This is a genomic window from Roseomonas populi, assembly GCF_024594815.1.
GTDB classification, from domain to species: Bacteria; Pseudomonadota; Alphaproteobacteria; order Acetobacterales; family Acetobacteraceae; genus Roseomonas; species Roseomonas populi.
Window position 1 is genome coordinate 134,838 of sequence record NZ_JANJOU010000002.1, and the last position, 21,293, is coordinate 156,130.

At 71.3% G+C, this 21,293-nt stretch carries 19 protein-coding genes; 14 read left to right on the top strand and 5 right to left on the bottom strand.

The window, feature by feature from the left end:
- From NRP21_RS03645 to NRP21_RS03675, 7 genes are all read left to right on the top strand, one after another.
- Complete coding sequence (locus NRP21_RS03645) at positions 1-996, top strand: hydroxyacid dehydrogenase (RefSeq protein ID WP_257714818.1); 996 nt, start codon at positions 1-3, stop codon at positions 994-996.
- Positions 993-2,168, top strand: coding sequence for a mandelate racemase/muconate lactonizing enzyme family protein (locus tag NRP21_RS03650; protein ID WP_257714819.1), 1,176 nt, complete (start codon positions 993-995; stop codon positions 2,166-2,168). Before NRP21_RS03645 ends, NRP21_RS03650 begins: the two co-directional genes overlap by 4 nt.
- On the top strand, positions 2,165-3,304 hold the full coding sequence (locus tag NRP21_RS03655) for a mandelate racemase/muconate lactonizing enzyme family protein (protein WP_257714820.1): 1,140 nt from the start codon (positions 2,165-2,167) through the stop codon (positions 3,302-3,304). The genes NRP21_RS03650 and NRP21_RS03655 overlap by 4 nt, the downstream gene beginning before the upstream one ends.
- A 59-nt stretch (positions 3,305-3,363) precedes the next feature.
- Complete coding sequence (locus NRP21_RS03660) at positions 3,364-4,359, top strand: Bug family tripartite tricarboxylate transporter substrate binding protein (protein WP_257714821.1); 996 nt, start codon at positions 3,364-3,366, stop codon at positions 4,357-4,359.
- Between the two features lie 222 nt (positions 4,360-4,581).
- Positions 4,582-5,793, top strand: coding sequence for an MFS transporter (locus tag NRP21_RS03665; protein WP_257714822.1), 1,212 nt, complete (start codon positions 4,582-4,584; stop codon positions 5,791-5,793).
- A 24-nt stretch (positions 5,794-5,817) separates the two neighbouring features.
- Positions 5,818-7,053 (top strand): chromate efflux transporter, encoded by a 1,236-nt coding sequence (gene chrA, locus NRP21_RS03670; RefSeq protein WP_257714823.1) that lies wholly within the window; start codon positions 5,818-5,820, stop codon positions 7,051-7,053.
- Positions 7,054-7,226: 173 nt separating this feature from the next.
- Positions 7,227-7,952, top strand: coding sequence for a class I SAM-dependent methyltransferase (locus NRP21_RS03675; RefSeq protein ID WP_257714824.1), 726 nt, complete (start codon positions 7,227-7,229; stop codon positions 7,950-7,952).
- A gap of 98 nt (positions 7,953-8,050) precedes the next feature.
- Here the strand turns inward: NRP21_RS03675 and NRP21_RS03680 are convergent, their stop codons facing one another.
- Entirely contained in the window at positions 8,051-9,025 is a 975-nt protein-coding gene (locus tag NRP21_RS03680) for a Bug family tripartite tricarboxylate transporter substrate binding protein (protein ID WP_257714825.1), read from the bottom strand.
- A 134-nt stretch (positions 9,026-9,159) separates the two neighbouring features.
- Here NRP21_RS03680 and NRP21_RS03685 point away from each other — a divergent pair, with 134 nt between their 5' ends.
- Entirely contained in the window at positions 9,160-10,368 is a 1,209-nt protein-coding gene (locus NRP21_RS03685; protein WP_257714826.1) for an FAD-dependent monooxygenase, read from the top strand.
- 60 nt (positions 10,369-10,428) lie between these two features.
- Positions 10,429-11,217: an IclR family transcriptional regulator gene (locus NRP21_RS03690; protein ID WP_257714827.1), complete on the top strand. Its 789-nt coding sequence runs from the start codon at positions 10,429-10,431 to the stop codon at positions 11,215-11,217.
- 133 nt (positions 11,218-11,350) lie between these two features.
- Here the strand turns inward: NRP21_RS03690 and NRP21_RS03695 are convergent, their stop codons facing one another.
- A complete protein-coding gene (locus NRP21_RS03695) occupies positions 11,351-12,625 on the bottom strand; it encodes an MFS transporter (protein ID WP_257714828.1) in 1,275 nt (424 codons plus the stop codon).
- A gap of 143 nt (positions 12,626-12,768) precedes the next feature.
- Positions 12,769-13,665 carry a LysR family transcriptional regulator gene (locus tag NRP21_RS03700; RefSeq protein ID WP_257714829.1) on the bottom strand — a complete coding sequence of 299 codons (897 nt, stop codon included), beginning with the start codon at positions 13,663-13,665 and terminating at the stop codon, positions 12,769-12,771.
- Between the two features lie 105 nt (positions 13,666-13,770).
- Here NRP21_RS03700 and NRP21_RS03705 point away from each other — a divergent pair, with 105 nt between their 5' ends.
- Complete coding sequence (locus NRP21_RS03705; RefSeq protein ID WP_257714830.1) at positions 13,771-15,483, top strand: FAD-dependent oxidoreductase; 1,713 nt, start codon at positions 13,771-13,773, stop codon at positions 15,481-15,483.
- 75 nt (positions 15,484-15,558) lie between these two features.
- Here the strand turns inward: NRP21_RS03705 and NRP21_RS03710 are convergent, their stop codons facing one another.
- Complete coding sequence (locus NRP21_RS03710; protein ID WP_257714831.1) at positions 15,559-16,047, bottom strand: MarR family winged helix-turn-helix transcriptional regulator; 489 nt, start codon at positions 16,045-16,047, stop codon at positions 15,559-15,561.
- 231 nt (positions 16,048-16,278) lie between these two features.
- Here NRP21_RS03710 and NRP21_RS03715 point away from each other — a divergent pair, with 231 nt between their 5' ends.
- The 4 genes from NRP21_RS03715 to NRP21_RS03730 are packed head-to-tail and all read left to right on the top strand — an operon-like array spanning position 16,279 to position 20,049.
- The gene (locus NRP21_RS03715) at positions 16,279-17,439 is read left to right on the top strand and encodes an ATP-grasp domain-containing protein (RefSeq protein ID WP_257714832.1); all 1,161 of its coding nucleotides are present in this window, start codon (positions 16,279-16,281) and stop codon (positions 17,437-17,439) included.
- A 3-nt stretch (positions 17,440-17,442) separates the two neighbouring features.
- A complete protein-coding gene (locus NRP21_RS03720; protein WP_257714833.1) occupies positions 17,443-18,321 on the top strand; it encodes a CoA-binding protein in 879 nt (292 codons plus the stop codon).
- Complete coding sequence (locus NRP21_RS03725) at positions 18,318-19,247, top strand: hydroxymethylglutaryl-CoA lyase (protein WP_257714834.1); 930 nt, start codon at positions 18,318-18,320, stop codon at positions 19,245-19,247. Before NRP21_RS03720 ends, NRP21_RS03725 begins: the two co-directional genes overlap by 4 nt.
- On the top strand, positions 19,240-20,049 hold the full coding sequence (locus NRP21_RS03730) for an enoyl-CoA hydratase/isomerase family protein (RefSeq protein WP_257714835.1): 810 nt from the start codon (positions 19,240-19,242) through the stop codon (positions 20,047-20,049). Before NRP21_RS03725 ends, NRP21_RS03730 begins: the two co-directional genes overlap by 8 nt.
- 190 nt (positions 20,050-20,239) lie before the next feature.
- On the opposite strand, the gene NRP21_RS03735 is transcribed toward NRP21_RS03730, so the two are convergent.
- Complete coding sequence (locus NRP21_RS03735; protein ID WP_257714836.1) at positions 20,240-21,289, bottom strand: amidohydrolase family protein; 1,050 nt, start codon at positions 21,287-21,289, stop codon at positions 20,240-20,242.
- Between the last annotated feature and the right edge of the window lie 4 nt (positions 21,290-21,293).

Consider the following 21,293-nt stretch of genomic DNA (forward strand, 5'->3'; position numbering starts at 1 on the left):
ATGCTGGTCGCGCTGACCGACCCCATCGACCCGGCCGGGGAGGCGGTGCTGCGCGCCGCCGGACACGATGTGCAGCTTCCCGGCCCGGACGGGCTGGACGCCCTTCTCGCCCGCGCCCAGGCGGTGGTGGTCCGCCGCAAGCTGCCGGACGACCTCTCCGCCCGCGCCCCGCGCCTGCTGGCCGCCGTGCGCCAGGGTGTCGGCGTGGACATGATCCCCGTGGAGGACTGCACCGCCCACGGCGTGCTCGTCGCCAACGTGCCCGGCGCCAACGCCGATTCCGTCGCGGAGTTTGCGATCGCGCAGATGCTCGCCATCGCGCGCCGGGCGGAGACGATGCACGCGGAGCTGCTGGCGAAGGGGTGGGACATCGCCCGATCCCGCTCCGCCACGGCCTTCGAACTGCGCGGCCGCACGCTGGGCATCATCGGCGTCGGCGCCATCGGCACAAGGCTGGCCGAGATCGCTGGCCCCGGCTTCCGCATGCGCGTGCTTGGCCACCGGCGGGGCAGGGGAGAGATGCCGCCCGGCGTGGAGCGGGTGGATCTCGACGCGCTCTTCTCTGACAGCGACTTCATCGCGCTGGCCTGCCCGCTGACGCAGGAGACGCGCGGCCTAGTCTCCGCCGAGCGGATCGGCCGCATGAAGCCGTCCGCCTGGCTCCTCAACCTCGCCCGCGGCCCCGTTGTGGACGGCGCGGCGCTGCTGGAGGCTCTCCGCGCCGGACGCATCGGCGGGGCGGCGCTGGACGTGTACGACGAGCAGCCGCTCGCCCCGGCCCATCCGCTGCGCGCCCTGCCTAATGTCATCCTCACGCCGCACGTCGCGGGGCTGAGCTCGGAAGCGGTGGAGCGCATGAGCACGGGCGCGGCCGAGGAGGTGGTCCGCATTCTGTCAGGCGCCCGCCCGCGCTCCTTCATCAACCCCGAGGCCTGGGAGGCCTCACGCGCGCGCCGCGCCGCCCTGGGCCATCCGGCCGAGGAGGCCGCCGCATGAGGATCTCCCGCGTCCAGGCCACCTGGTGCCGCGTGCCCATTCCCTATGAGCGCCAGCACACCAGCGATTTCGGCCGCGTGCCCACCTTCGATTCCGTCATCGTTCGGGTGGAGACGGACACCGGCCTCACCGGCTGGGGCGAGGCCAAGGCCGGCGTCGGCAGCGCGGCCGCCTGCGCCGGGCTGGCGGCGATCATCAACGACGACTACGCGCCGCTGCTGCTGGGCCAGGACCCCCGCGACATCTCCCGCCTCTGGGACGTGATGTACAACACCCCGCGCGAGGGATACGCGGTTTCTGGCGGCTACGCGCTGCCGCAGGTCGGGCGCCGCGGCCTCTCCGTCTCGGCCATCGCGGGCGTGGACGTCGCGCTCTGGGACATACTCGGCAAGTCGCTGAACGTGCCGGTCTGGCGCCTGCTCGGCGGCAAGCGCGTGGACAGGATGCCCGCTTATGCCTCGGGCGGCTGGGCCGATGCCGCGAACATCGGTGAGCAATTGCAGGGCTACTGCGACAAGGCCGGCTTCCGCGCCGTGAAGATGCGCGTGGGCGTGATGGACGGCTCGCCCGCCCGCTCCGCCGCGCGGGTGAGGGCTGCGCGGGAGAGGCTGGGCCCGGACATCCGCCTCATGGCCGATGCCCACGGCACCTGGACCGTCGCCGAGGCGCGCGCCTTCGCACGCATGGTGGAGGATTGTGACCTCTTCTGGTTCGAGGAACCGGTGAGCGCGGACGACAAGGCCGGCATGGCCGAGGTGCGCCGCTCCTCCTCCGTCCCGATCAGCGCCGGGGAGAGCGAGTTCACCCGCCATGACTTCCGCGAGATCTGCGAGCTGCGGGCCGCCGACGTGCTGCAGCCGGACCTTGCCATCGCCGGCGGGCTGACCGAGGGGCTGCGCATCTCCGCCCTGGCCTCCGCCTTCAACCTGCGCCTCGCACCGCACCTCTGGTCCGGCGCGCCGGCCTTCGCGGCGGGGATGCACCTCGCCGCCACGCAGAGCGCGGGCTTCATCCTGGAATACTCGCTCGGCCACAACCCGATGCTGCACGACCTGATCGAGGAGAGCTTCCCGGTGGAGGACGGCCACGTGGAGATCCCGGACCGCCCCGGCCTGGGCATCACCGTGCGGGAGTCCTTCCTTCAGCAGTACGGGCAGGAGGGTCGGGCATGAAGATCGCAAGCGTCGAAGCCTTCCCCACCTCCTTCCCCGTACCTGAGGGCGGCGGCGTCGCCCTCGGCGTCGGGCGCGCGGTGAAGCGGGATGCGGTGGTGGTGAAGGTCACCACGGAGGACGGGATCGTCGGCTGGGGCGAGAGCCACCACGGCCGCGCCCACACCGCCGTCGCCGCCCTGTTGCAGACCACCCTGACGCGGCTGGTGAAGGGCATGGACGCCACGGACGTGGTGGGGGTCTGGAACCGCATCTATCGCGGGCAGCTCGCCAGCCACGGCATGGGGGCCGGCTGCGCCCTCGCCATGTCCGGCCTCGACATGGCGCTCTGGGACATCCGCGCAAAGGCCGCGGGCTGGCCGCTCTACAAGCTTCTCGGCGGCGCCGCGCGCGCGGTGCCCGCCTATGCCGGCGGCGTCGCGCTCGGCTACCAGCCACCGGAGGAGCTGGTGGAGGAGGCGCGGCCGCATCTGGGGGCAGGCTACCGCGCGCTGAAGCTCCGCATCGGCGACACGGTGCAGAACGACACCGCGCGGATGGAGGCGGTACGCCGTGCCTTCGGCGCCGAGGTGGACATCCTGGCAGACGCCAACACCGCCTACTCCCTCGCCGATGTCCGCCGCGTGATGCCGGTCATGGACGAGCTGCAGATGGGCTGGCTGGAGGAACCTTTCCCGCCGCACGACCACCGCGCCTACCGGGAGGCGCGCAGCTACGGCCGCACGCCGTTGGCAGTCGGGGAGAATCACTTCACCCGCTATGAGTTCGCGCCGCTGCTGGAGGCGGATAGCATCGGCATCTGGCAGCCGGACCTGTCGAAGTGCGGCGGGCTGACGGAGGCGCTGCGGATCGCCGCCATGGCCTCTGCCCACAAGATCCAGGTCCACCCGCACAGCTCCATGACCGGGCTGAACCAAGCGGCCACCATTCACTTCCTCTGCGCCATCGACAATGCCGGCTACTTCGAGGCCGACGTGTCGCGCGGCAACCTGTTTCGCGACGCACTGGTCAGCGAGCCCTGGCGGATCGACGCCACTGGCTGCGTGCGGCCGAACGAGGCGCCCGGCATCGGCGTGGATGTCGATGAGGACTGGCTGCGGGCGCACCCCGCCATCGAGGGGCCTGGTTACGTGTAGCGCGTATCCCGGACGACCACCCCGGAAGAGAGGGTGGCGCCAAGCAAGAGGAGGAGTCCATGAATCGCACCCACAGGCGCGGCCTGCTCGGCCGCATCGCGGTCGCGGCGCTCGCGGCCGGCATCGCCCTCTCGCCCCTGGCCGGACGAGCGGCGGAACCCGGCTTCAGCCGCGATGTCCGCTTCCTCAACGCTTTCGCGGCGGGCGGGACCTCCGATCTCATCGGCCGGATCCTGGCGGATCAGCTCAGCAAGCAGATCGGCCAGCAGGTGGTGGTCGAGAACCGCACCGGTGGCGGCGGCGTGGTGGCCGCGCAGGAACTCACCCGGAGCGCGCCGGACGGCCACACCATCCTGCTGGCGTCCATGGGCATCCTGACCATCACGCCGCAGATGCAGGCCGTTCCCTATGACGTGGAGAAGGACCTGGTGCCGGTGGCGAACATCGCCTCGGTCTACAACATCTTGGTCACCGGGCAGCGCTCGCCGATCCGCCGCTGGCAAGATCTGGCGGACATGGCGAAGGACCGTTCGCGCACCGTGACCTGCGCGACTGTCGGCGCCGGCTCCAGCCAGCAGCTCTCCTGCATCCTCTTCGCGGCGCTCACCGGCGGGCAGATCACCCAGATTCCCTATCGCGGAGGAGCGCCGGCGATCCTCGACATCTCCACCGGCCGGGTGGACATCATGTTCGGCAACATGCCGGAATTCCTAGGCCAGATCCGCGACGGTGGCCTCCGCGCCGTGGCCTATGGCGCCAGTGAGGCCTCGCCGCTGATCCCGGATCTTCCCGTGATCTCGCGTGATGGGCTGCCCAACTTCGTCATCCCCAGCTGGTTCGGGGTGGTCGTGCCGGGCCGCACGCCCGACGCCATGGTGGCACGCTGGAACGCGGAGCTGAACCGCGCGATGGAAGCCCCGGAGGTGCAGCGCCGCTTCACGGAGAACGGGCTGCAGCGCCTGGGCGGCACGCGGGAGGATTTCCTGCGCCAGATCGCGGTGGACCGCCAGCGCTGGGGTGGGATCATCCGTGAGCACAACATCAGGGCGGAGTAGCGACGCGGACCTGTGGTGAGCCCAATCGCCCCTGGAACGCCCGTGACGGCGTGACGCCGGGAATCCGACGGCCGTAGCGGCCAGGCCGGTTCTCAGCCGGGTAGCGAGGAGGCACGTTGAACGGGGCGCGGCACCTTCTCTGGGGTGCCGGTCCCGGCATTGTCCCAAGCGCGTCCTCCGGGCATAGGCCTGGGCCAGGATCCTTTCGGGACGGCCTCACCGATGCTTCCCTCGCAACGCCTGACCGCGCCGCCCGGGGCTCTCAGTCCGTCCATCCCGGCGACGGTCTGGATGCTGGGCTTCGTGAGCCTTCTGATGGACGTCTCCTCCGAGATGATCCAGACCCTGCTGCCGCTCTACCTCGCGGGCGGCCTCGGCGCCTCGGCCGTGACCATCGGCTTCATCGAGGGCCTGTCCGTTGCCATCGCGACCGCGACAAGGTTCCTCTCGGGCCTGTTCGTGGACTGGAGCCGCCGCAGCAAGCCGCTGGCCGTCCTGGGCTACGGGTTGGGGGCGCTATCACGGCTGGTCTTTCCGCTCGCCGCGACCCTGGACCTCATCATCATGGCGAAGGCCATGGACCGGGTGGGCAAGGGCATCCGCGGCACCCCGCGGGACGCCATGATCGCCGCGGTAAGCCCGCCGGAGATCAGGGGCGCGAGCTTTGGGCTGCGCAAGTCGCTGGACACAGTGGGGGGCTTTCTCGGCCCGCTGATCGCGGTGCTGGTGATGGTCCTCATGGCCGGCGACATCGTGGCCGTGTTCTGGCTGGCGGCGGTCCCGGCGGCGCTGGCGATGGCAGTCCTCGTCCTCGGCGTGAGGGAGCCGCCGGGGACGCGCGCGGGGAAGCGCGCCGATTTCCGGCTCTCCGAGGCGCTGCGCCTTAACCGCGCCGTCTGGGCGGTGATCGGCATCGCCGCGATCATCATGCTGGCGCGGTTCAGCGAGGCATTCGTGCTGCTGAAGTCGCTCGAGGCCGGCTTCTCGCCGACCTGGGTCCCGCTCTCGATGGTGATCATGCACGCGGTTTACGGGCTGGCGGCCTATCCGGTCGGCCGGTTGTCGGACCGCATCGGCCACACGGGGCTCCTTCTGTGGAGCATGGCCTTCCTGGTCGGCGCACATCTGGTCCTCGCCTTCGCGGCGACGGTGCCGGTCTATGTCCTGGGAACGGTGCTCTGGGGTCTGCACATGGGCTTCTCCCAGGGATTGCTGGGGGCGATGATTGCCGCAGCCACGCCGGATATGCTGAAGGGCAGCGCGTTCGGCGCATTCAACCTCGTGACGGGCGCGGTCGTGCTGGCCGGGAACACGGCGGCCGGCTGGGTGTGGCAAAGCCATGGGTCGGAGATGCCGTTCCTGCTCGGTGCGGGCCTGTCGCTGATGGCCATGCTGTTGCTCGCGATCAGCGCGCGAAGGCGGAGGCTGGGCTAAGCCTGCCCGCGAAGGAGTCCCTGCATGGATGCCTCCCTACACCATGTTCCCTCGGCCAGAGGCGCCGGGCGCGACCGGGAAGCCTTCCTCCGGATCCTGCTGGTCTTTCTTCGCCTCGGCCTGACTTCCTTCGGCGGGCCGGTCGCTCATCTCGGCTATTTCCGGGACGAGTTCGTCACACGCCGCCGCTGGCTGGACGAGAAGGGCTATGCCGACCTCTTGGCGCTGGCGCAGTTCCTGCCTGGGCCGGCCAGCAGCCAGGTCGGCTTCTCGCTGGGCGTGCTGCGGGGCGGCCTGCCCGGTGGGATCGCCGCCTGGCTCGGCTTCACCCTGCCATCGGCCCTGCTGATGCTGCTGGCGGCCTACGGGGTGGAGTGGACGACGGGCGGCACCGGTGCGGGCATCGTGCACGGCCTCAAGCTCGTCGCGGTTGCCGTGGTGGCGCAGGCCGTCTGGGGCATGGGGGGAAGCCTGTGTCCGGACAGGCCCCGGCAGACGATCGCACTGTTGGCCACCGTCGCCGTTCTGCTCCTGCCCTTCGCGTTCACGCAGGTCGGCGTGATCCTCGCCGGTGCGGCGGCGGGCCTGATCCTCTACCGGGGCACGGACGCGGGACCACCGGGCCGCGCGATGCCCTTCCGCGTTCCCCGGGGCGCGGCCATCGCCGCGCTGGCCCTGTTCCCCGCCCTGCTGGCCGGGCTGCCACTGCTGGCCGCAGCGGCCGGCTCTCACACCATCACCATGGTCGAGGCGTTCTACCGGGCCGGGTCGCTCGTCTTCGGCGGTGGTCATGTGGTGCTGCCGCTGCTGGAGCGCGCCTTCGTGCCGACCGGCTGGATTGGCGCTGACGCGTTCCTCGCGGGCTACGGCGTGGCGCAGGCGGTGCCGGGGCCGCTCTTCACCTTCGCCGCCTTCGTGGGTGCGGCCCAGAGCCTGGCGCCGGGCGGCCTCGTCGGGGCGGCACTCGCGCTGCTGGCGGTGTTCCTGCCGGGGATCCTGCTGATGTACGGCATGCTGCCGTTCTGGGAAGCATTGCGGCACCAGCTCGTGGCGCGCGCGGCGCTCCAGGGCGTCAACGCCGCCGTCGTCGGCCTGCTCGCCGCGGCGCTGTTCAACCCGATCTGGACCTCCACCGTCCACACGCCTGCCGACTTCGCGGTGGCGCTGCTGGCCTTCGCGGCGCTGGTCTGGTGGCGGGTCCCGGCTTGGCTGGTTGTTGCCCTGACAGCTGCGGCGGGTGCCGTGCTGACCGGGATCTGACGCGTTCCTGAGCCGCGAAATCGGTTCCGCGATTGCGGAGTGGGAACGCGGACATCCGGTGGCAGATCCTGCTCCGCCACCCTCCATCCCGAAGCGGTCCTCTGGTTCGGATGTCCTGAGCTTCCCCTCTTGGAGAGGAGGTGCAAAAGGGGCTGGGGAGGAACCCGCCTATAATGTCCGCTTTCCCTACTGCTGCTCAGAAGTTCGACCCTGCGCGGGCCAACGACTACCGAGCCCAGAGCCGTATTGCCTTGGCGGGGTACGATGCCTGCCATGAACTGGCCGCTTGCATGCTCACTGCGACACTCGGCGCGGGAAGCACGGCCCGCGTCCTCGTCGTTGGAGCGGGAGGAGGGGCGCAGGAGATCCTCACCGCGGGCCTTCTTGAGCCGAACTGGCGCTTCACAGCCGTAGACCCCTCAGCCCCGATGATGGAGATCGCGCTCGCCAATCTGGAGCAGAAGGGATTGCTCGGGCGTACCGAGATCCATCTTGGCTACGTCGATGACCTCACGTCCGACGAGCTTTTCGACGCGGCAACCCTGATCGGGGTGCTTCATCACCAGCCAGGCGAGGAGTCCAAGCGCCAACTCCTGCGATCCGTCGCAAGCCGCCTCAGGCCGGGCGCTCCGCTGATCCTGGCAGGCAACCGCTACGCCTACACGAGTCAACCGCTGCTCCTGGCCGCCTGGGGTGAGCGCTGGCGCATGCAGGGCGCAACAGCCGAGGAAGTGCAGGCCAAGCTTGGCAAGATCCTCGAAGGGGCTGATCCTCCCGCTTCGGAGGAAGTCGTCGCCGAACTCCTGGCTGATGCAGGCTTCGAACAGCCGACCTGGTTCTTCTCAAGTTTGTTCTGGGGGGCATGCCTGGCGAAGCGCGGCAAGGACCACCTCGCTTAGCCCCGGAGGCCGCCCAATCTGCCGTAAGGGACAGCATCGAGCGGCCTCATTCTGTGGAACGGTCTCGGGGCGGGATGACCGACCTGAGCGGGTAACGGCTAGTCCGCCGAAATCCTCGCGGCCGTGATGATGCCTTTGTAGATCGCGGACTCGCGGGTGATCCGCGCCGCCATGTTGGTGGGGCTGCCGCCGATGCCGCTGATTCCGATCCGCTCCATCAGCGCGGTCACCTCCGGCAATCGTAGCGCCTCGTTGATCCCCTGATTGAGGCTCTCGAGCACGGGCGCGGGGGTTCCGGCCGGGGCTGCGAAGCCGGTCCAAGAGGTCAGGGTCAGGTCGCGATGGCCCAGTTCGCCCGCCGTAGGCACGTTGGGCAGGAGGCGGGAGCGCTCCGGGCCGGTGCTCATCAGCGCCACGGCCCGGCCGCCCTCGACATGCGGAACCACGTTGGCCACCGCCTCGAAGAACAGGTCCACCTGGCCGCCGATGAGGTCGTTCATCGCCGGCGCGCCGCCGCGGTAAGGTACGTGGGTCAGTTCCGTGCCAGTCACGCGGGCGAAGAGCGCGCCCAGCAGGTGCGGCAGGCTCCCGCTGCCGGCGGAGGCGTAGGTGATCCGCCCGGGGGAGCGCTTCGCGGCCGCGACGACGTCCGCGACGGAGGCGTAGCCGCTCCTGGCGTGGGTGGTCAGCACCATCGGACCCTCGGAGGCCATGGCCACCGGCGCGAAGGAGGCGGCGGGGTCGTAACCCGCACTCGCGTAGACGAAGGGCGCGATCACGAAGGTGCTGGTGGTACCGAACAGCAGGGTATGCCCGTCGGGGGCGGCGCGCGCCACGTACTGGGCGCCGATGGTGCTGCCGGCTCCGGTGCGGTTCTCCAGCACGAAGGGCTGGCCCAGCTTGCGCTGCAGATGCAGCGCCACCGCCCGCCCCAGCGGGTCGGACTGCCCACCGGCCGCGAAGGGGCTGACGATCGTCACGGGTCTGTCCGGGTAGCCCGCCGCCTGGGCGCTACGCGCCATCAGGACGGCCGCCATGCCGCCGCCAAGTCCGCGCCGCGTGATCGTGGCCATGCTTCCTCCTCCAACCCGTCGCAGTTCTTGCCCCGATCTTCCCCAGATACGGGGCAGTGGCAAGCCGGATTTGATATTGACGAAGAGAGTTCGCATTTGCTGAATGCGACTGGCTTGAAGCGGGTGCCGGGAAGATGACGATATCGGGGAATGGGCGGCAGATCCTGATCGCGGGCGGTGGCCTGGGCGGTCTCGCGGCGGCGCTCGCGCTCCTCCAGCGCGGCTTCGAGGTGCAGGTCCTCGAGCAGGCGGCCGAGCTGCGCGAGGTGGGGGCGGGGGTTCAGATCAGCGCCAACGGCTCCCGCGCCCTGCACGCCCTCGGTGTCGGGCAGGCAGTCGAGCGGGAGGCTTGCACGGCCAGCGGCAAGGAGATCCGGCTCTGGAGCTCCGGACAGACCTGGAAGCTCTTCGACCTCGGGGCGGAATCCGTCGCCCGCTACGGCCATCCCTACTACACGGTCTACCGCCCGGACCTGCACGGCGCGCTGGCGGAAGCGGTGCGCCGGGCCAGCCCGGACGCGATCCGCCTCGGCGCCCGCGTCGTCGGCTTCGCCCAGGACGCGGACAGCGTGACCCTGCACCTGGCCGACGGCAGCGAGGTGCGGGGCGATGCGCTGATCGGCGCGGACGGCATCCACTCCCGCATTCGCCACGGCCTGTTCGGGGAGGACCGCGCCCGCTTCTCCGGCATGCTGGCCTGGCGCGGCGTGATCCCCATGGCCGCCCTGCCGGCCCATATGCGCCGCACCGTCGCGACGAACTGGATCGGGCCGGGGCGCCACGTGGTGCATTACCCCCTGCATCACGGGGAGCTGATGAACTTCGTCGGCATCGTCGAGCGGAGCGACTGGCAGGTGGAATCCTGGACGGAACGCGGCACGACGGAAGAGTTGGCCGCTGACTTCGCCGGCTGGCACGAGGACGTGCACGCCATGATCCGCGCGATCGAGGTGCCCTACAAATGGGCGCTCATGCTGCGCCCGCCGCTGGAGCGCTGGACCGAGGGCCGCGTCACGCTCCTCGGCGACGCCTGCCACCCCACCCTGCCCATGATGGCGCAGGGCGCCGTGCAGGCGATCGAGGACGGCTTCGTGCTCGGCCGGGCGCTGGAGGCGCGGCCGGGCGACATTCCCGCCGCCCTGCTGCGCTACGAGGAAGCGCGGCGCGAGCGAACCAACCGCATGGTCGTCGCCTCCGCCGAGAACGCCGCCCGCTTCCACAACCCTGCCCTGGCGGAAGCCGCCGGCGCCCAGGCCTATGTGGACCGCGAATGGGCGGAGGACCGCGTGCGGGAACGGTACGACTGGCTTTTCCGCTACAGGGTGGACGAGGTTGCGGTCTGACCGAACCGGGCGAGGGGGCGTCGTTTGACGGTGGGCACCGGCCGGCCGCTTAGTTCGGGGATGACGCGACAACCCGCCACCCGGCTGGATCCCGAGGCTGACACAGCTCCGGAGCAACGCTCCATTCAGTCGGTCGTCATCGGCTTCCGGCTGATCGAGGCGCTGGAGGCCGCACCGGGCCCGCTTTCCCTGAAGGAGCTCGCCGCCGCGGCGGGCATGCCGCCCAGCCGCGCGCACGCCTATCTCGCCAGCCTGCGGGCCGTAGGGCTCGTTGCCCAGGACGGGGAAGGGGGGCGCTACGATCTTGGGCCCCGGGCCCTGTCCCTCGGCCTCGCGGCGCTCGGCCGGTTGGAGGTGCGCGACGCCGCGCTTCCCGCGATGCGCCGCTTCCGGGACGGGACGGGGGAGGCCGTGCACCTCTCGGTCTGGGCGGGGCAGGCGCCCGTCATCGTGTCGCGCCTGGATGGGACGCGGGGCGGCTCGCTCTCTATCCGGATCGGCACCATGCTGCCGCTGGAGCGCTCCGCTTCCGGGCGGATTTTCCTGGCCTTCCTGGACGAGGCCGATGCCGGGGCGCGCGAACGGCTCGGGGAAACCGTGGACCGGGTCCGGGCGGACCGGATGGCGATGACGGACGGCCTACTCAACGCGGGCTTCGCCGCGATTTCCGTTCCGGTCTTCGACCACCTGGGCGAGATAGCGGGCGCGATGACGACGCTGGGCGCGGCCGGGCACCTGGACACATCACCCGACGGACCGGCCGCCGAAGCCCTTCGCGCGGCGGGCGAGAGCGCCTCCGCGGCCCTCGGCTACCAGCCGGAAAGCAACGCTGAACCCGAAGGCCGCTGACGCCGGGCCGGGCATCGAAGACAACCGTCACCCTGCGCTCAGGGCCGGGGAGAATGGCGCCGCCCGCGAGAGAGCCGGGCGGCCGCTCAGGAGAACCTGGGTGCCGCGGCCCGAGGGAGCCGCGGCGCGCCAGCTACCGGGTTGGCGCTGCGGGCGCTGCTCCCTTGCCGGCCGCCCACCGGTCGCGCAGGGCCATTAACACCGTGAGCAGCATGAAGCCTACGGCGGCACCGAAGATCCAGCGCGGCTCCCCGTGGTCCAGGATCCAGCCGAACAGCAACGGGCCGGCGGCCCCGCCGACATTGAAGCCGGTGGAGACGATCCCGAAGGCCCGCCCCGATCCCCCGGGCGGTGCTGCGGCCTGCACCATCATGTCCCGCGACGGGGCGATGACGCCGGATAGAAACCCCGCAGCGCCGAGGGCGAGCGTCAGCGCCAGGGCCCCGAGGTCCCCGACGGCGACGAGCAGGGTCAGCAGCGCGGTCAGCGCGAAGGCGGCCGCCGCGACATCGCCGTGCCGACGTGTCCGGTCCGCAAGGAAGCCGCCGACCAGGACGCCGAAGGCGCTCAGCATCAAGAAGGCCGTCAGGGCGGCATTGGCCTGGGTGAGGGTGATCCCATAGCCGCTGACCAGGGCGGCGACCGAGAAGTTCTGGATGGCCCCGTTCGAGAAGCTGAGCAGCGCGAAGAACACGGTCAGCGAGATGATGGCAGGCGTGAAGATCGTCCCGCCGGTCGGGCTTCCGCCGTCGGCCGGCTGCTTCCCGGCATCGGCGGGGCCCTGCGCCGCGGGCACGCGCATCGGCAGGATGAAGGCCACCAGCAGCACGCCTGCGAGGCCCACCACGCCGAGCGCCAGGCCGGGCCCGCCGAGGAGGGCGAGGCCGATCAGGACCGCGGGGGCGATGGCCGTGCCGAGGTAGCCTGCGAAGGTATGCAGGGAGAAGGCCCGGCCCATCTGCGCCTTGGGAATGCCGGCCGAGAGCAGGGCATAGTCCGCGGGATGGAAGGCACCGTTGGCGAGCCCCGCCAACGCCGCCCCGACGAGCAGCCAAGCGTAGGTTCCGACCAGCCCGATGGACAGCAGGGCCAGCCCACCCAGGCCGAGGCCGGCCGCCAGCACGCGCCGGGCGCCGATCCGGTCCACCAGGAAGCCGATCGGCGCCTGGGCCACGGCCGAGACGACGTTGAAGACCGTCAGGGCCAGGCCGAGTTCGACGAAGCCGACCTGCAGCCTGTCGCGGAGGAAGGGAAAGAGAGGTGGGAGGGCAAGGATGTAGACGTGGCTGACAAGGTGGGCGAGCGACACGAGCAGCAGGAGACGCTTGGCGCCCGACGGCCGTTCACTTCCCAGGTGCGACTGCACATCCCTGCCAACCGCCCGCAGATCGACTTGGCGCGACGACAATGGCGTTCCCCTCATTCCTGGCGGGCCCTTTTGAACCGGGCCTTGGTACGACGGGCATGGGTCCCACGGCCCAGGTGCCAGCGCAATCATCCAGGCCGGGTATCAGGGTCGATGAGGGAGCAACGGTTGCGGTGGGCGGCCCCTTACCGCCGGGCCGGAACGGACTGCCGGGCGACCGTCATGAAGGCCGACGCAGCCGGCGAGAGGCTGCGTCCCGCGCGCGAGATCAACGCCACGTCCCGCCGGACCCTGGGCTCCTCCAGCGGCAGCGCCACCAGCCCCATGGCCGGCGATTGCCCGACCAGGTAGCCCGGCAGCAGGGCGATGCCGAAGCCGGCCGCCGTGAGGGAGAGTGCGGTGGCGAAGAAGGACACCTCCCAGGCCGGCTCCAGCGAGCGGCCCTGAGCTGCCAGCGTCTCGTCGATCAGGGTGCGGATCGGGTTGCCGGGCACGACGGAGATGCACGGCTCGGCCAGCGCCTCGGCCCATGAGAGCCGAGGCCGCGCGGCAAGGGGCGCGTCGCCGCGACAGATGGCGCTGATCTGGTCGCTCAGGAGCGTCTCGGTGCGGATCCCCGTCGGGACCTCGCCCACCGTGCCCATCCCGATCTCCGCGATGCCCTCCTCCACCATCGGGACGACCCGGTCCGGGGAGACGTCGCGGAGGACCAGGCGGATGCCTGGATGGCGCTCGACGAACACGCGCATCATGCCGGGGAGCATGACGGCGGCGATGGCGGCGGAGGCCGCGATCACGAGCTGCCCGCCCCGCCGCGCCGCCAGTCCCTGCACGCCCGCGAGAAGGCGGCCTCTCTCCTGCAGCACGCGCTCGGCGCCTTCCAGGGCGTCCCTTCCTGCCTCGGTCAGCTGAAGCCGGCGCGTCGTTCGGTCGAGCAGCCGCAGCCCCAGCTCCGCCTCAAGCTGCCGGAGCAGGAGGCTTATGGCGGATGGGGTCAGGCCCATGCGCTCCGCCGCGGCCGTGAGGCTTCCCTGACGGGCGCACAGCACGAACGCCTCAAGTTGCCGCAGCGTGGGGTTCACGAGATTTCCTCACGAATGATCTATGATTATTCGATAATCCTCAAAGGCGCCATCACCTAGAACCGTATCTGCGCCCAGGCTGGGGCAGGGAAGCGGGAGGTCGCCATGGCTGAGCAGATCCGGACGGGCGTGCTGGTGATCGGCGCGGGGCCTGTCGGCCTTGTCCTGGCCATGGACCTCGCCTGGCGCGGCGTCGAGGTCACGGTCGTGGAGACGCGGGCCGAGGGGGAGCCGCCGAGCGTGAAGTGCAACCACGTCTCCGCGCGCTCCATGGAGATCTTCCGCCGTCTCGGCGTGGCCGCGGCACTGCGCGACGCGGGTCTCCCCGCCGACTTCCCGAACGATGTCGCCTACCGCATCACCGCGACGGGGGAGGAGCTGTCCCGCATCCCCATTCCCTGCCGGCGCGACCGCTACACGGCGAAGACCGGGCCGGACACACATTGGCCGACACCTGAGCCGCCGCACCGGATCAACCAGATCTACCTGGAGCCGATCCTCTTCCGGCATGCCCAGGCCATGCCGACGCTGCGGATCATCAACCGTGCGCGCGTGACGGGTTTCGAACAGTCCGAGGTCGGGGTGGTCGCGCGGGCCGAGCGGCTGGACGGTGGCGAGCCGCTTGAGATCTCCTGCGACTACCTTGTCGGCTGCGACGGCGGCGCCTCCTCCACGCGCAAGGCGATTGGGGCGACGTTCCGCGGAGACCCGGTGGTGCAGCGCGTGCAATCCACCTTCATCCGCGCCCCCGACCTCCTGGCGCGCATGCCCGCCGGCCCGGCCTGGGCGACTTTCTCCCTCAACCCTCGTCGCAGCGGCAACATGTACGCGATCGACGGGCGCGAGACCTGGCTGATCCACAACTATCTGCGGGCCGAGGAGACAGACTTCGAGGCCGTGGACCGCGACCGCTGCATCCGCCTCATCCTCGGCGTCGGGGAGGACTTCCAGTATGATGTGATCAGCAAGGAGGACTGGATCGGCCGCCGCCTGGTCGCGGACCGCTTCCGCGACCGCCGTGTCTTCATCTGCGGCGATGCCGCGCACATCTGGGTGCCTATGGCGGGCTACGGCATGAATGCCGGCATCGCGGATGCGACGAATCTGTCCTGGATGCTGGCGGGCGTGCTCTCGGGCTGGGCGGAGCCCGCCATCCTCGACGCCTACGAGGCCGAGCGCCTGCCGATCACCGACCAGGTCTCCCGCTTCGCCATGGAACACGCCATCGCCCTGACGAAGCAGCGCGGCGGCGTGCCGGGCGACATCGAGGCGCCGGGGCCGGAGGGCGAGGCCGCGCGGCGTCGCCTCGGCCAAGAGGCCTACGAGCTGAACGTCAACCAGTACTGCTGCGGCGGGCTGAACTTCGGCACGTTCTACGACGCGTCGCCGATCATCGCCTATGACGGCGAGACGCCGCCCGCCTACAGCATGGCGGGCTTCACCCCCTCCACGGTACCGGGCTGCCGCACGCCCCATCTGTGGGACAGGGAAGGTCGATCGCTCTACGATCGCCTCGGGCCGGGCTTCACCCTGATCCGGACGGACCCGACGCTGGACGTGGCGCCGCTGCTCCGGGCCGCGGAACGCCGTGGCCTACCCCTCTCGGTACTCGACCTCGAAGGGGGGGAGGGGGAGACCGCCTACGCGCAGCACCTCGTGCTCTCCCGCCCGGACCAGCACGTCGCGTGGCGCGGCGACCGGCTGCCGGCAGACCCGCAGGAGCTGATCGACCTTATCCGGGGCGCGCGGACGATGAAGGGGGCGCGACGCGCCGGTGCTGGCCAGGCGGAAACCGCTCAGTTGAGCCAGGCCGGCTAAGTGCGCTCTTGCCAGTACGAGACGACCCGGCTGGCGGAACTCAAACCCGAGCGCCGTTCTCCGGAACGACGCGCCTCATTCGACCTCTGGCGCGACTTTCGCGGCCCGGGCCGGCCGAGCCTTGTCCTGCCCCGTTTCCCAGGCTTCGGGTTGCGCCTGCTGGCGCGCGACCCGCATGAGCTTCTCGAGCAACGAGTCCAGCGCAGCGATCTCCGCCGGGCTGAGCGCGGCATTGAAGGCCGCGTCGCGGGCCCGGGCTGACCGCATGAGGCCCTCATAGACGCGACGGCCGCTTGCCGAGAGGCGAAGGCTCACCTCCCGCGCGTCGTTGGTGCCCGGGGTACGCAGGACCAGGCGGCGCTCGACCAGCCCGCTGATCGCGCGGCTCGCCAGGCTCTTGTCCAGACCGCTTTCGAGCGCCAGCTGCTTCAGCGTCATCGGGGCGAAATCACCGAGGAGGGCGAGCATGCGCCACTCCATGAGGCTCACGTCGAACTCGACTTTGTAACGACGCGCCGCACCCTGGCTGAGAGTATTGGCCAAGCGGTGGATGCGGTACGACAACAGATCCTTGATGGTCTTGTCCTGTGAAGCCCCGAGAGGGCTGGCGGATCTGCCCGGCAACACGGTGTCTCCGAATGTCGGAATAATTAGTCTATCAGAATCGGCGACCCTGGATACAGGCTCGGCCCCGTGTGGTCGAGGTTGACTCCGCCGGCACATAGTTTACGAAGTCAACGAATTCCGGGCGCGATCCTGGATTGCCGCGGTCGGCGGCGGGAGGCGACACGGGCAATGAGGCTGATCGAGGCCGAGGGCAAGGAGTTGCTCGCACGGCATGGCATCGCGGTTCCCCGTGGCGTCATGCTGCCCGAGGGCGAGCTTCCCGCGGGCGCTGAAGCCTGGGACGGCATGGTGCTCAAGGCCCAGATCCTGGAGGGCGGGCGCGGGCGACGCGGCCTGGTTCGCCGCGTTGGCCCGGGCGATGTGGCCGCGGCGCGTACTGCCATGCGCTCGATCCTCGGGCCGGCTCTGGAAGGTGCGGGGTTCCTGCTGGAAGAGGCCGTCGCGCCGGTCCGGGAGATGTTTCTGGCGCTCCGGGTGGACGGCACCAGCCAAGGCATCGAACTCCTCTTCTCGGCGGCCGGCGGAGTGGCCGTGGAGGAGGGCGACGCGCCAATCCGCCTCGTGCTGGACCCTGGCGGCCTCCGACTGGCCGAGCAGGTCCATGCGGCCCTGAAGGTCGTGCTGCCGCCCGCGCTCTCGGCGCGCGTGGCGCGGGAAGCTGTGCGCCTCCTCCGGGTGATGGAGGTCGAGGACCTGACGCTGCTGGAGATCAATCCGCTGGCCGAGCTGGCCGGGGGGCGGCTGGTCGCGCTGGACGCTAAGATGGTTCGCGACGATGCCGCGGCGGGCCGCCACGACGCCGCGGCTACCCGGGCCAGCAATGCGCTGGAAACTGCCTCGCTCAGTCCGTTGGAACGCCGCGCGCAGTCGGCGGGCTTCACCCTGGTGGAAATGCCGGGCGACGTGGCCCTCGTCAGCGCAGGCGCGGGGCTCGGCATGTTCCTGACGGATCTGCTGGCGGACCATGGCCTCTCCGCCGCCTCCTTCATGGACAACGCCCGGGGCGGGCCTGCGGAGACGACAGAGGCCCGGCTGGAGGCCGCCTTCGACCTGGCGGAACGTCCGGGCATCAAGGCGATCCTCTTCTACGCCACCCTCGCCTCCCGGCCGGTAGGGGAGCGGATCGAGACCCTGCTCTCCTTCCTGGCGCGGCGCCCGGCGCCGAGGCCGCTCTACGTCGGCTTCGCGGCTGCGCCATCGGCGAGCCGCGGCTTCGACGCGGCGGCGGCCGGGGACCGGCTGCGCGCGGCCGGCGTCGCCATGCTTCATGATGACCCGCTGACGCTGGTTCGGGCCATTGCCGCGGATTTCGGGCAAGGCGGGAACTGAGCCGTGCTGCCCTTCCTCTCCTCCCGCCCCCGGCGCGTGGTGGTGTTCAACCCCACCGGCCGCTACGCCGCCCGCCAGGTGGCGGAGATGCAAGCGGCGGGCACCCCGGTCGTCGCCGGGATCGCGCTCGGCCGCGGCGGGGAGACGCTCGACGGGCTGCCGCTCCTCGACTCCCTGGCGGATCTGGACGCCCCGGCGGATGCCGCGGTGCTCTACACGCCGCCCGAGGGCACGCTGGGCGCGGTGCGGCAATGTGCCGCGGCCGGCATCGCCACCATCGTCGCGGCCGCGGAGTACGTGCCCGTCCATGACGCGCTGCGGGCGGCCCGGGCCGCGCGGGAGGCCGGCAGCTGGCTGCTGGGGCCGAACACGCTGGGCCTCTGCGTGCCGGGCGAGGGGGAGGGCGGGCTGCTGCTCGGCTCCGTCTCCCCGGCCTTCTGCGCGCCGGGACGGGTAGCCATGCTGGGGCGCAGCGGAACGCTGACGCTGGCGACATCCCGCCTGATGACCCGCGCCGGGATCGGGCAGCGTGCCGTCATCCACATGGGTGGCGACACCGTGATCGGCCGTAACCCGCACGAATGGCTAGCGGCGCTGGCCGACGATCCCGGCACGGCCGCGGTGCTCTACTGCGGCGAGATCGGCGGGGACAAGGAGTACGCCCTGGCCGAGGCGATCGCCGCCTTCTCAAAGCCCGTGGTGGCCACGATCGTCGGCCGCCACGCCCCTGCGGACCGGCAGATGGGCCATGCCGGCGCGCTCATCGGCGCCGAGCGCGAGAGCGCCGCCAGCAAGCTCGCCGCCCTGCGCGAGGGCGGCGCGCGGGTTGCGCCCACCCCCTACGCCGCGATCGACATCCTGAAGGAGATTTTGGTGCCGTGACGGACGTGCCCGACGTGATCTTCTCCGAGTGCTTCTGCCGCGACGGGCTGCAGCACGAATCCGCCGTCGTGCCGGTGGAGGCGAAGGTGGCGATGCTGAACCGGATCGCCGATTGCGGCTTCCGGCGCATCGAGATCACCTCCTTCGCGCACCCGAAGTACATCCCGCAATTCGCGGACGCCGAGGCCGTGCTGGCCGCCGTGCGCCCGCGCCCGGGCGTGCTGTTCAAGGCCACCTGCCCCAACCCCGCCGCGGTGCGGCGCGCGCAGGCGGCGCGCGCGGCGGGGCGGGGCCCGGAGGAGATCAGCTTCCTGGTTTCCGCGTCCGAGGGGCACACGCAGAAAAACCTCCGCCGCTCGCGCGAGGAGCAGTGGGCGAACGTGGCGGAGATGGCAGCCCTCGCCGGGCGCGACTTCACCCTCGTCGGCTCGATCTCCGTGGCCTTCGACTGCCCCTTCGACGGGCCCATCCCTCCGGAGCGGGTGCTGGAGGATGCGCAGCGCTTCGTTTCGCTCGGGGTCACGCGGATCTCGATCGGGGATACCATCGGCAGCGCCACGCCGCCCCGCGTGCGCGCCCTGGTCGCGCTGCTGCGGGACGCGCTGCCGGAGGCGACCTTCATCGCCCACTTCCACGACAGCCGCGGCACGGGCGTCGCCAACTGCGTCGCCGCGCTGGAGGCGGGGCTGCGCCACTTCGACACCGCACTCGGCGGCACGGGCGGGCACCCCTCCGGCATCGCCTATGGCGAGGGCTTCACGGGTAATGTCTGCACGGAGGACCTCGCGACGCTCTTCGCGGCGATGGGAGTGGACACTGGGCTGGACCTGGACCGGCTGCGCGCCGCGGGGCGCGAGGCGGAGCGGCTTCTCGGCCGCACCCTCTACTCGCGTGCCATCCGCATCGGGGAGACCGCCCATGCCTGACACCGTCACCGAAGCGCCGCTCCTCGTCACGCGGGAAGGTGGCGTCGTGCGCGCCACCCTGAACCGCCCCGCGCGCCGCAACGCCATGAGCCGCGAGCTGGTGGAGCGCTTCGACGCGCTGCTGGCGGAGTTGAAGAATGACCGCACCGCGCGGGTGCTGGTGATCACCGGTGCGGGCGGGCACTTCTGCGCGGGGCTGGACCTGGACGAGGCCGGCGGTGCCGGCGCGACGCCCGAGGAGCGCCTGGCGGCTGCCCTTGAACGCAACCGCCGCACCGGGGAGCGCTTCGCGGCCATTGCCGCCCTGCCGCAGGTGGTGATCGCCCGGGTCGAGGGCTCCGCCTTCGCGGGCGGGCTCGGCCTGGTCTGCGCCGCCGACATCGCCATCGCGGCGGAAGGGGCGCGCTTCGCGGCGCCGGAGGCGCGGCGCGGGCTGGTGGCGGCGCAAATCCTCCCCTGGCTCGTGCGCCGCATGGGGCGCAGCGCCGCCGCGCGCCTCGTCCTACAGGGCGCCCCGATCGACGCTGGCGCCGCGGCGCGGGCCGGGCTGGTGCACGAGGTCGCGCCGGACGCGGCCGCGCTGGACGCGCTGCTGGAGACGATCCTGGCCGACATCCGCGCCGGCGCCCCGGGCGCCCTGGCCGAGACGAAGGCGCTGCTGGCCGCGATGGGGGAGGTCGCGCCGCCCGGCTACGCCGAGGCCGGGGCCCGCGCCTTCAGCCGGTGCTCGACGGGGGCCGAGGCCGCCGAGGGCATCGCGGCCTTCAAGGCGAAGCGCCCCGCCGCCTGGGCGGCGGGCTAGAGGGCGTCGCGAACATACCCGGCGGCTGTGGCCGCAGGTACGGCCAACTGCCGCGCTTAGAGGCAGGCGGCTGTAGGGGGGTGGCGGCGGGATGCCTGCTCCACCCTCGAGAGTGGACATGGAACGGTGGACGCTGCCAATGGAAGCTGCCGCGGCCACAACCGGCTTCGAAGCTCGTTCACCGTTCCACTCACTCTGCCGGGGCAGGCGGCAGTCGGTAAGTGCGGATCGCCGTGCCGCTGAACAGCGCGGCTTTCTCATCCGCCGAAGCCGCGCCGGCGAAGCGCTTGAAGGTGTTCCAGAGCACGGCGTAGCCGTAGCTGCCCTTGTCCACGGGGAAGTTGCTCTCAAACATGCAACGCGCCGCGCCGAAGGCCTCGACGCAGGTCTCCAGGTAAGGTTGCCAGGCGGCTGCGAGCTGCGCGGAAGAGGGTGGCAGATCCCAATCCTCGAAGCCGAAGCCGTTCACGGCCATGCCGAGGCCGCCGAGCTTCACGACGACGTTCGAGCAACCGGCGAGCGCGCGCATGCGGCCGCCCCATTCCGCCAGCACTTCGGCGCGCCGCCCCTGGTAGGGGCCAGCCCCGAGAGGGCCGCCGCAATGGTCCAGCACCAGGGTGAGATCCGGCAGGGCGCGGGCGACGGAGAGTACCTCGTCCAGCTGCGTGTGGTAGGCCCAGACGTCCAGCGAGAGCCCGTGCTCCACCAGCCGCGCGGCACCGCGGCGGAAGGCGGGCTCGGAGAGCAGGCCCGGCCAGGGCGGCACGGGGTTGCTGTTGATCTCCGGCGAGGCGTGCCAGGCCGTCTGGTTCCGCACGCCGCGGAAGCGGCCCCCGCCCGCGCGGATATGTCGCTCCAGCAGCGGGGCGACGCCGTCGCCCAGCATTAGGTCCACCATGCCGACGATCCCGGCGCAGGCGCGGATCGGGCCATAGAGGCCGCTGGCGCTGCGGGCCGCTGCCCCGTTCGCGAACTCCGTCTCGCCGAGGCTGCGTAGCTCATCGGGTCCCTCGGCGCGGTACATGGAGCGTGCCTGGACATAGACGGTTGCCCGGATGTCGTGCCCGCTGCCCGTGTCGCGCAGAAGCTCGTCCAGCAGGTAGCGGGCACCGGGCCGATCCCACAGGTGGTGGTGCGCGTCCACGATCGGCAGGCCGGGATCAAGGATCTCCTCCTGCCGCCGCGCCAGCCAGTCCTCGCGCACCGGAAGGTGCGGCGAGGCGTGTCTCGGTGCTGCCATCCCC